9 protein-coding genes and 1 riboswitch are annotated in these 10650 nt (G+C 70.8%); of the genes, 8 read left to right on the top strand and 1 reads right to left on the bottom strand.

All coding sequences use genetic code 11. The annotated features are described in order from the left end of the window. From IE312_RS18990 to IE312_RS18955, 8 genes are all read left to right on the top strand, one after another. Positions 1 to 853: LysM peptidoglycan-binding domain-containing protein (locus IE312_RS18990; RefSeq protein WP_229900103.1), on the top strand; the 853-nt coding region annotated here is incomplete at its 5' end. A gap of 183 nt (positions 854 to 1036) precedes the next feature. Beyond that, positions 1037 to 1213, top strand: a riboswitch (cyclic di-AMP (ydaO/yuaA leader). A 4-nt stretch (positions 1214 to 1217) separates the two neighbouring features. Next, positions 1218 to 1943, top strand: a complete 726-nt coding sequence (locus IE312_RS18985; RefSeq protein WP_189983316.1) for a LysM peptidoglycan-binding domain-containing protein — start codon at positions 1218 to 1220, stop codon at positions 1941 to 1943. Between the two features lie 296 nt (positions 1944 to 2239). Further along, on the top strand, positions 2240 to 3526 hold the full coding sequence (eno, locus tag IE312_RS18980) for a phosphopyruvate hydratase (RefSeq protein WP_189983314.1): 1287 nt from the start codon (positions 2240 to 2242) through the stop codon (positions 3524 to 3526). 119 nt (positions 3527 to 3645) lie between these two features. Beyond that, positions 3646 to 4122 (top strand): FtsB family cell division protein, encoded by a 477-nt coding sequence (locus IE312_RS18975; RefSeq protein ID WP_189983312.1) that lies wholly within the window; start codon positions 3646 to 3648, stop codon positions 4120 to 4122. 47 nt (positions 4123 to 4169) lie between these two features. Continuing rightward, positions 4170 to 4706, top strand: a complete 537-nt coding sequence (locus IE312_RS18970) for a DUF501 domain-containing protein (protein ID WP_189983310.1) — start codon at positions 4170 to 4172, stop codon at positions 4704 to 4706. Further along, positions 4703 to 5644, top strand: coding sequence for a Ppx/GppA phosphatase family protein (locus IE312_RS18965; protein WP_189983308.1), 942 nt, complete (start codon positions 4703 to 4705; stop codon positions 5642 to 5644). The genes IE312_RS18970 and IE312_RS18965 overlap by 4 nt, the downstream gene beginning before the upstream one ends. Before the next feature lie 444 nt (positions 5645 to 6088). Beyond that, positions 6089 to 7471 carry an NAD(P)/FAD-dependent oxidoreductase gene (locus tag IE312_RS18960; RefSeq protein ID WP_189983306.1) on the top strand — a complete coding sequence of 461 codons (1383 nt, stop codon included), beginning with the start codon at positions 6089 to 6091 and terminating at the stop codon, positions 7469 to 7471. A 219-nt stretch (positions 7472 to 7690) separates the two neighbouring features. Beyond that, entirely contained in the window at positions 7691 to 8992 is a 1302-nt protein-coding gene (locus IE312_RS18955) for a class I SAM-dependent methyltransferase (protein ID WP_189983304.1), read from the top strand. Positions 8993 to 9061: 69 nt separating this feature from the next. On the opposite strand, the gene IE312_RS40805 is transcribed toward IE312_RS18955, so the two are convergent. Beyond that, a partial coding sequence (locus IE312_RS40805; protein WP_229900101.1) for an FtsX-like permease family protein occupies positions 9062 to 10650 on the bottom strand: 1589 nt, incomplete at its 5' end.

Below are 10650 nucleotides of genomic sequence, written 5' to 3'. Positions count from 1 at the left end.
CGGGCTGCAGATCTCGCAGGAGGACTGGAACGCCTACGGCGGCGGCCAGTACGCCGCCAGCCCCGACCAGGCCAGCCGCAACCAGCAGATCGCCGTCGCCGAGAAGATCCTGGCCCACAAGGGCACGGCGCCCTGGGCCACCTGCGCCCTGCTGTCCGGACTGACCTCGGGTTCGGGTTCCGTGGACGTCGACACGGGTGTCGGCGGCTCCGGCGGCGACAGCGGTACGGGTGACGCGTCCGGTTCGACCGAGAAGTCCGACACTTCCGGCGAATCCGGTTCCACGGACGGATCCACGGGTTCCGACTCGTCCGGTTCGCCCAGTTCGTCACCCTCCACCCCGGCCGGCTCCGACGCCAACTCCGGCTCGGACTCCGGGCCCTCGCCGGAAAAGACGGCCAAGCCGGGCGGAAAGCCGCACAAGGGCGCCGATGCGAACACCGGCTCCAAGGGGGTCGAAACCCCCAAGACCGACAAGTCCGCATCGCCGGACGCCGGCAGCCCCCGGGCATCCGCCCCGGCGGTCCCCCCGAGCAACCCGCAGCAGGCCGCCGGTTCCTGGAGCCTGGTCGACACCGGGGCCCTCGGCGGCGGACGCCACCGCGGCGCGAGCGCGGACGAAAACGTGACAAACGGTCAGGACGTCGACTCTTCCGGACGGCACGCGGTGCGCGAAACGGACGCGTACACCGTCCGTGAGGGCGACACCCTCGCCTCCATCGCCGACTCCCTTGAGGTCGACGGCGGGTGGCGCGCGCTCTATGCCGGCAACAAGAAGGCCATCGGGGCCGACCCGAACCACATCAGTGCCGGTCAGACCCTGGAAGTCGAGGGTGAAACGGGCACGAAATAGGCGGAGTTGACGCCCCACTTAACGCCCTAATGTCCGGTTTGGCGAAAGTGTGGGATGAGTCTCAGAAGCCCTGATCGTCTTTGAAAATCCGCCGATCACGTGTCTACGGTCGAAGCCGCTCGTCACCACGAGCCCCGGCAGTCGCAACGCCGAATCCTGCCAGCGGTTGCCCGGGAACAGTCGTCGCGTCAAGCGCCGTAGGCAGGAGCGGGGGACCCAAGGTAAGTGCCGGGCCCGGCAGTTGAACGCCGGAACCGGCTGGGGGTGAAGCCGCGCGATCCGCGACAGCGGGAGCGCGGCCGGGCAACTCAACCGGCCCGAACCCGACAGCTCACCTCGCAGGCGTCGGTGAGGGGATCGATCCATGCTGTTTACCGGCAAGGGCAAGCACCGCCGTCCGTCCAAGGCCGTCCGCGCCATCACGCTCGCCGGTGTCACCGGTGCCGCCGTCGCCGCTCCGCTGATGGCCGCCGGCAACGCCTCCGCCGCCACCTCCGCCGAGTGGGACCAGGTCGCCCAGTGCGAGTCCGGCGGCAACTGGTCCATCAACACCGGCAACGGTTACTACGGCGGTCTGCAGTTCTCCGCCTCCACCTGGGCCGCGTACGGCGGCACCGCCTACGCCCCGCAGGCCAACCAGGCCAGCAAGGCCCAGCAGATCGCCGTCGCCGAGAAGGTCCTCGCCGCACAGGGCAAGGGCGCCTGGCCGGTCTGTGGCACGGGCCTGTCCGGCACCCCGTACAACGGCTCCGCGCCGAGCACCTCCTCGGGCTCGGGCAGCTCCTCGAACTCGGGCAGCGGCACCGCCACCACCACCACGCGCTCCACCGACCAGCAGGCCGCCTCCCGTTCCGCGGAGCGTCCGGCCGCGAGCGCCGGCAAGACCCAGAGCAAGACCGTCACCACGCCGACCGGCAAGAAGGTCAAGAAGGGTGACGGCGAGTACAAGGTCGTCACCGGCGACACGCTCAGCATCATCGCCCAGAAGCAGCACGTGCAGGGCGGCTGGAAGAAGCTGTTCGACCTGAACAAGGACATCGTCGAGGACGCCGACCTGATCTACCCGGGTCAGCAGCTGCACCTGAAGTGACACCCGGCTCCGGCCGGATCACGGGGCCCGCGCACCGGTGCGGGCCCCGCTGAGGGCCCCCGTGCGGGCCACCCCCCTGTCCCCACGGGCTCCCCGCCCCGGTGCGTGTTCCCCCGTACGCACCGTGGCGGGGTTTTTTCATGTCCTTCGTCAGCCCCTTTGTTTCAGGGGGGAACAAAAGGTAGCGTCGCCTTGTCCACGGGACGGTCGGTCGGTGGCCGACGCCCCCGGGACGGTTAGGCTCTAGGCGCAAGGCACACCAGCCCCGCACTTCCAGCGTCACATCCAAGAAGGAGATGCTCGTGCCGTCCATCGACGTCGTCGTAGCCCGGGAAATCCTGGACTCCCGAGGCAACCCCACGGTCGAGGTCGAGGTCGGCCTCGACGACGGCAGCACGGGTCGTGCCGCCGTTCCGTCCGGCGCCTCGACCGGCGCCTTCGAGGCCATCGAGCTCCGCGACGGTGACCCGAACCGTTACCAGGGCAAGGGTGTCGAGAAGGCCGTCCTCGCCGTCATCGAGCAGATCGGCCCGGAGCTGGTCGGCTACGACGCCACCGAGCAGCGCCTGATCGACCAGGCCATGTTCGACCTGGACGCCACCGACAACAAGGGCTCCCTCGGCGCCAACGCCATCCTCGGCGTCTCGCTCGCCGTCGCCCACGCCGCCTCCGAGGCCAGCGACCTGCCCCTGTTCCGCTACCTGGGCGGCCCGAACGCGCACCTGCTGCCGGTGCCGATGATGAACATCCTGAACGGCGGCTCGCACGCCGACTCCAACGTGGACATCCAGGAGTTCATGATCGCTCCGATCGGCGCGGAGTCCTTCTCCGAGGCCCTGCGCTGGGGCACCGAGGTCTACCACACCCTGAAGAAGGTCCTGAAGAACAAGGGCCTGTCCACCGGCCTCGGCGACGAGGGCGGCTTCGCCCCGAACCTCGGCTCCAACCGCGAGGCCCTCGACCTCATCCTCGAGGCCATCAAGGAGGCCGGCTACGCCCCCGGCGAGCAGATCGCCCTCGCGCTCGACGTGGCCGCCTCCGAGTTCTACAAGGACGGCAAGTACCTCTTCGAGGGCAAGGAGCGCTCCGCCGCCGAGATGACGGAGTACTACGAGGAGCTCGTCGCGGCCTACCCGCTCGTCTCCATCGAGGACCCGCTGTTCGAGGACGACTGGGCCGGCTGGAAGGTCATCACCGACAAGCTCGGTGACAAGGTCCAGCTGGTCGGCGACGACCTGTTCGTCACCAACCCCGAGCGCCTCGCCCGCGGCATCGAGGAGGGCGCGGCCAACGCCCTGCTGGTCAAGGTCAACCAGATCGGTTCGCTGACCGAGACCCTGGACGCCGTCGAGCTGGCCCAGCGCAACGGCTTCAAGTGCATGATGTCCCACCGCTCCGGCGAGACCGAGGACGTCACCATCGCCGACCTGGCCGTCGCCACCAACTGCGGCCAGATCAAGACCGGTGCCCCGGCCCGCTCCGAGCGCGTCGCCAAGTACAACCAGCTGCTGCGCATCGAGGAGATCCTCGACGACGCCGCGGTGTACGCCGGCCGCAGCGCCTTCCCGCGCTTCAAGGGCTGAGCGCCGGCGCCGAGCGCTGCCCGGGCTAAGTCCCAGCCAGTCCTCCGTACGTCCCCGGACCCGGTCCCGTACCGTGTCCGGGGACGTACGCACGTGTGCAAGGGGAGGCGGAGAGCCAGATGGCCGTGAGGGACCGGGACCGTTTCTCCACCGCGACCAGACTGCGGCTGCTCGGCGAGCAGACCGCGGCCCGGGTCTACCGTTCCCAGACCAAGCGGCAGGCCCGCCGCTCCCGCCTCACCGGCCGCGCGGCGCTGCTCGCCCTGGTGCTGTGCTCCCTGGTCGTCGCCCTCGCCTATCCGATGCGGCAGTACGTCTCGCAGCGCGCGGAGATCGCCGACCTCCAGCGGCAGCGGCAGCAGGCCCGCGAGCGTGTCGAGCAGCTGCGCGACCTGAAGGCGCGCTGGCAGGACGACGCCTACGCCGAGCAGCAGATCCGCCGCCGGCTGCACTACGTGAAGCCGGGCGAGACCGGGTACGTGGTCATCGACCCGGGCGCGGCCAAGCCCTCCCGCGCCGACCTCCGGGCCGCCCGCCGGCCCTGGTACGCGAACGTCTGGGACGGCGTCGACAAGTCCGACGCCTCCGACCAGTGAGCCGGCGTCACGGCCGGTACGACGAGAAAGCCACTCTGAAAGCAGTCATGCAAACGCCTCCGCCGCCCACTCCGCGCACCGAGCCCACCGACACGGACGTAGAGGCCTTCAAGCAGCAGCTGGGCCGCCCCCCGCGGGGCCTGCGGGCCATCGCGCACCGCTGCCCGTGCGGTCAGCCGGACGTCGTGGAGACGGCTCCGCGCCTGCCCGACGGCACGCCCTTCCCGACGCTGTACTACCTGACGTGCCCGAAGGCGTCCTCCGCCATCGGCACGCTGGAGGCGAACGGCGTCATGAAGGAGATGACCGAGCGCCTGCAGGCCGATCCCGAGCTGGCCGCCGCCTACCGGGCGGCGCACGAGGACTACATCCGGCGCCGGGACGAGATCGAGGTCCTCCAGGGCTTCCCGAGCGCCGGCGGCATGCCGGACCGGGTCAAGTGCCTGCACGTGCTCGTCGCCCACTCGCTGGCCGCCGGCCCGGGAGTGAACCCGCTCGGCGACGAGGCCCTGGCGATGCTGCCGGAGTGGTGGAGCAAGGGCGCGTGCGTGACGCTCCAGGAACGTGAGGGGGACGAGCAGTGACCCGTGTGGCCGCCGTGGACTGCGGCACCAACTCCATCCGCCTGCTGGTCGCCGACGCCGACCCGGCGACGGGTGAACTGCACGAGCTGGACCGCCGGATGACGGTGGTGCGGCTCGGCCAGGGCGTCGACCGCACCGGCCGGCTCGCGCCGGAGGCGCTGGAGCGCACCTTCGCGGCCTGCCGTGACTACGCGGCCGTCGTCAAGGAGTACGGCGCCGAGCGCCTGCGCTTCGTCGCCACCTCCGCCTCCCGGGACGCGGAGAACCGGGACGACTTCGTGCGGGGCGTGCTGGACATCCTCGGGGTCGAGCCGGAGGTCATCTCCGGCGACCAGGAGGCCGAGTTCTCCTTCACCGGTGCCACCAGGGAGCTGGCCGGCCGCACCGACCTGGCGCGGCCTTACCTGGTCGTGGACATCGGCGGCGGCTCCACCGAGTTCGTCGTCGGCGACGACCACGTGCGCGCCGCCCGCTCGGTGGACGTCGGCTGCGTGCGGATGACCGAGCGGCACCTGGTGCACGGCGGCCAGGTGAGCGACCCGCCCGCCGCGGAGCGGATCGCCGCGATGAGGGCCGACATCGAGAGCGCCCTGGACCTCGCCGAGCGCACGGTCCCGCTGCGCGAGGCGCGGACCCTGGTGGGCCTGGCCGGCTCCGTCACCACGGTGTCCGCGATCGCCCAGGGACTGCCCGCGTACGACTCCGCGCGCATCCACCACTCCCGGGTCTCCCGGGAGCGGGTGCGGGAGATCACCGAGTGGCTGCTGCGCTCCACCCACGCCGAGCGGGCCGCGATCCCGTCCATGCACCCGGGCCGGGTCGACGTCATCGGCGCGGGCGCCCTCGTCCTGCTCGCGATCATGGAGCGGACCGGGGCGGCGGAGGTCGTCGTGAGCGAGCACGACATCCTCGACGGCATCGCGTGGTCGGTGGCGTAGCTCTCTTTTGTTACTCGTTGGTAGCCATCTGCTGAGCAGGTTGGATAACGTCTGAGCGCGGACAAGGGCCCCCGAGGGGGCCCTTCGTCGCGGTCCGGCGGAAAAGTTCGTGAAGTTCTTCACAAGGAATTCCCGCCCACCCCTCCCGCAGAAGGGCCGCTTTGGCCCTTCCGGGGGGTCAAGCACCGTTTGAACATGTTCAGATGAGGGCCGCGGGAAGGGTGCGGAAGGAGTTGTTCCGAGGGTGTCACGGGGCCCTCACCGTCACCCCGCGGACCCGGAGAGGCAGCTCACGCGGCCTTGACAACGGTACGAAGCGCCCTTCGGATCCCTGCGGTGCGCGTGGCCCGCGTCACGCGAGCCGCGGAGTTTAACACAGGCCCTGTCGGAGCTTGTGAAGGGGCGCACGAGCGACCCCCCGGTGGCGGGTGGATACTCGATGCCATGAGCACCACGGAGCGTCCCAGGATCCTCGTAGTAGGCGGTGGGTACGTAGGCCTGTACGCAGCTCGGCGCATCCTCAAGAAGATGCGCTACGGCGAGGCGACCGTCACGGTCGTCGACCCCCGGTCGTACATGACCTACCAGCCCTTCCTCCCCGAAGCCGCCGCCGGCAGCATCTCCCCTCGGCATGTCGTCGTCCCGCTGCGACGCGTGCTGCCGAAGGCGGAGGTCCTCACCGGCCGGGTCACCACCATCGACCAGGACCGCAAGGTCGCCACGATCGCCCCGCTGGTGGGCGAGGCGTACGAGCTGCCGTTCGACTACCTGGTCATCGCGATGGGCGCGGTCTCCCGCACCTTCCCGATCCCCGGCCTCGCCGAGCAGGGCATCGGCATGAAGGGCATCGAGGAGTCCATCGGCCTGCGCAACCACGTTCTGGAGCAGCTGGACAAGGCCGACTCCACGAGCGACGAGGAGATCCGCCGCAAGGCGCTCACCTTCGTCTTCATCGGCGGTGGCTTCGCGGGCGCGGAGACCATCGGCGAGGTCGAGGACATGGCGCGGGACGCCGCCAAGTACTACAAGAACGTGTCCCGCGAGGACATGCGGTTCATCCTCGTCGACGCCGCCGACAAGATCCTCCCCGAGGTCGGCCCCAAGCTCGGCCAGTACGGCAAGGAGCATCTGGAGGGCCGCGGCGTGGAGATCTACCTCTCCACCTCGATGGACTCCTGCGTCGACGGCCACGTCGTACTGAAGAACGGCCTCGAGGTCGACTCCAACACGATCGTCTGGACCGCCGGCGTCAAGCCGAACCCGGCCCTGGCGCGCTTCGGCCTGCCCCTCGGTCCGCGCGGCCACGTCGACTGCGAGCCCACGCTCCAGGTCAAGGGCACCGACTACATCTGGGCCGCCGGCGACAACGCCCAGGTCCCGGACCTCGTCGGCCGCAAGGCGGGCAACGAGAACGCCTGGTGCCCGCCGAACGCCCAGCACGCGCTGCGCCAGGCCAAGGTCCTCGGCGACAACGTGGTCTCCGGCATGCGGGGCTTCCCGCAGAAGGAGTACGAGCACGCCAACAAGGGTGCGGTCGCCGGTCTCGGCCTGCACAAGGGCGTGGCGATGATCGTCATGGGCAAGATGAAGATCAAGCTCAAGGGCCGCCTCGCCTGGTACATGCACCGTGGCTACCACGGTCTGGCGATGCCGACCTGGAACCGCAAGATCCGCATCTTCGCCGACTGGACCCTCGGCATGTTCCTCAAGCGCGAGGTCGTCTCCCTGGGCGCCATGGAGAACCCGCGCGAGGAGTTCTACGAGGCCGCCAAGCCCGCGCCGGTCGCCGCCGCGAGCAAGTCCGAGGAGAAGGCCAAGGCCTCCTGACCTCCGCCCCCTCCTCGGCCTGACCCCCGGTCAGCGCTTCGTCCGGAAGACCTCCCGCCATCCGTGGTGCGGGAGGTCTTCCGGCGTTCCCGGGCATCCGTCCGCACGGATTCCACGGCGTTTCGCCCGTTCGTAACTCCTTTGCGGGACTGCGCCGACGGCCGCGCGGTGTTTACGTGGTAACCGGCATCCGGGATCGTCGTCTTGGAGGTGTGCGCCATGGCCGACGCCGCGTCGCGGCTGAGGAGTCTTGCCGAGCAGATGCTGGGGGCCCCGCTCCCCCTGCGTCTGAAAGCCTGGGACGGGTCGCAGGCCGGTCCGTCCGACGCGCCGACGCTCGTCGTGCGCAACCGCCGCGCCCTGCGCCGCATGCTCTTCAGGCCGGGCGAACTGGGCCTCGCCCGCGCCTGGGTCGCCGGTGACCTGGAGGTCGAGGGCGACCTCTACGCCGCGCTCGACGTCCTGGCGGGCCTGCTCTGGGAGCGCGAGGAGGACGCCCGCGGCCTCGTGCAGGCCGTGCGCGACCCCGGGGTCCGGGCCGCCGCCCGCGAGTTGCTGAAGCTGGCCGGTCCGCCGGTCCCGCCCGCACCGCCGCGCGAGGAGATCCGCAGACCCCGCCGGAAGCTGCACACCCGCCGCACCGACAAGCGGGCCATCAGCCACCACTACGACGTCGGCAACGACTTCTACGAGATCGTGCTCGGTCCCTCCATGGTGTACTCCTGCGCCTACTGGGACGAGGCCGGGACCCTGGAGACCGCCCAGCGCGACAAACTGGAACTCGTCTGCGCCAAGCTGGGCCTGAAGGAGGGCCGGCGGCTGCTGGACGTCGGCTGCGGCTGGGGCTCCATGGCCATCCACGCGGCCCGCGAGCACGGCGTGGGCGTCGTCGGCGTCACCCTGTCCCAGGAGCAGGCGGCGTACGCCCGCAAGCGCGTCGCCGACGAGGGGCTGACCGACCGGGTGGAGATCAGGGTCCAGGACTACCGGGACGTCGCGGACGGCCCCTTCGACGCCATCTCCTCCATCGGCATGGCCGAACACGTCGGCGCGGAGAAGTACCTGGAGTACGCCCGCCGGCTGCACGACCTGCTGAAGCCCGGCGGCCGGCTGCTCAACCACCAGATCGGCCGCCGCCCGCAGCGGGACGAGTCGGCATACGAGGTCGACGAGTTCATCGACTCCTACGTCTTCCCGGACGGCGAGCTCGCCCCGGTCGGCACCACCGTCACCCAGCTGGAGCGGGCCGGCTTCGAGGTCCGGGACGTGGAGTCCCTCCGCGAGCACTACGCCCTCACGCTGCGCCGCTGGGTCGACAACCTGGAGGCCGACTGGGACCGCGCGGTCCGGCTCACCAGCCCCGGCCGCGCCCGGGTCTGGCAGCTGTACATGGCCGCCTGCGCGCTCGCCTTCGCGCACAACCGCATCGGCGTCAACCAGGTCCTGGCGGTCCGCACGCCCGAGTCCGGCACCTCCGGGCTCCCGCTGCGGCCCCGCACCTGGCACGGCCGACGGCGGTAAGGCGCCGGCACGCACGGAGGGGGCCCCGTCCCGCGGGGCCCCCTTCGCCGTCGTACGCCGTACGACCGCCTACTCGGCCTTGATGGCCGCCAGCATGTTCAGCCGGGCCGCCCGGCGGGCCGGCCACAGCGCGGCCAGGACGCCCACCGTGCCCGCCAGCAGCAGGAACACCGCCATCCGGCCCCACGGCAGCACCAGCTCGTACGTCGGCATCTTCGTGCCCAGCAGCTCACCGGCCGCCCAGCCGAAGAACACGCCCAGGCCGATGCCCAGCACCCCGCCGAACAGCGAGATCACCAGCGACTCCAGGCGGACCATCCGCTTGACCGCCCTGCGGTCCAGGCCGATCGCGCGGAGCATGCCGATCTCCTGGGCGCGCTCGAAGACGGACATCGCGAGCGTGTTGATGACGCCGAGCACCGCGACGATCACCGCCATGCCGAGCAGGCCGTAGACCATGTTCAGCATCATCGTGAACATCTTCGCGATCTCGTCGGAGATGTCCTGCTTGTCCTGCACCTTGATCGCCGGGTTGTCGCCGAGGGCCTTCTCCAGCCGGTCCTTGACCGCGCCGGAGGCGCCGGCCGCGGTCTTGACCATGACCTGCATGTCGGCCGGGTCGGCCAGGTGCGGGGTGAGCACCGCGTTGTCGAGCATGATCCCGTTGAGCATGTCGTTGCCCTCGTAGACCCCCGCGACCGTCAGCCGCTGCGCCTTGCCGTCCTCGAAGTGCGCGGTGAACCGCGAACCGGCCTTCCAGCCGTAGGACTTGGCCCGGTCCTCGTCCACGACGACCCGTGTGCCGCCCACCGTGAAGGATCCGTCGGTCACCTTCAGGTCCGTCAGCTTGCCGATGGCCGCGCCGTTGACGCCGGTCAGGTACTCCGTCTCCCCGTCGATGCGGGACTCGCCGTTGCGCAGCGGGCTGCTCTCGGTGACCCCCTCGGTGCCGGCGAGCTTCTTCTCCACCTCCGGGGAGAGCGGGCCGCGGTTGGCCATCGAGACGACGTAGTCGGCGCGGATCGCCGCGGAGGCCATCTTGTCGATCGACTTCTGCAGGCTGCCCGCCATCACCGTCATGCCGGTGATCAGGGTCAGGCCGATCATCAGCGCGGAGGCGGTGGCCGCCGTACGGCGCGGGTTGCGCACCGAGTTCTGGCGGGCCAGCCTGCCCGACACCCCGAAGGCGCGCAGCACCGGTGCGGCGGCGGCGATCAGCGGGCGGGACAGCAGCGGGGTCAGCACGAACACGCCGATGATCAGCAGGACCGCGCCGATGCCCAGCACGCCCTGGCCCGTGTCGGCGTTCATCCGCGTGCCCGCGAGGACCACCGCGATGCCGGCCGCCGCGAACAGCGAGCCCAGCGTGTTGCGCAGCACCAGCGACTTGGCGGTGGCCTTGGCGTGCACGCTGCTCATGGCCGCCACCGGCGGGATCTTCGCGGCCCGGCGGCCGGGCAGCCAGGCGGCCAGCATGGTGACGAGGACGCCGACGGCCAGGGCGGTGACGACCGTGCCGGGGCTGATCACCAGCGGCCCGTCGGGCAGGCTCGCGCCGAAGGAGTCCAGCAGGGACCGCAGGCCCGCGCCGATGCCGACACCGGCGGCCAGACCGGCCACACCGGCGACCGCGCCGACCGCGAACGCCTCGATGAGCA

Origin of the sequence: Streptomyces capoamus, assembly GCF_014654935.1 — a bacterium.
Taxonomy (GTDB): Bacteria; Actinomycetota; Actinomycetes; order Streptomycetales; family Streptomycetaceae; genus Streptomyces; species Streptomyces capoamus.
The sequence above is the reverse complement of the archived record's forward strand: the minus strand, read 5'-3'. Positions and strand labels throughout refer to the sequence as shown.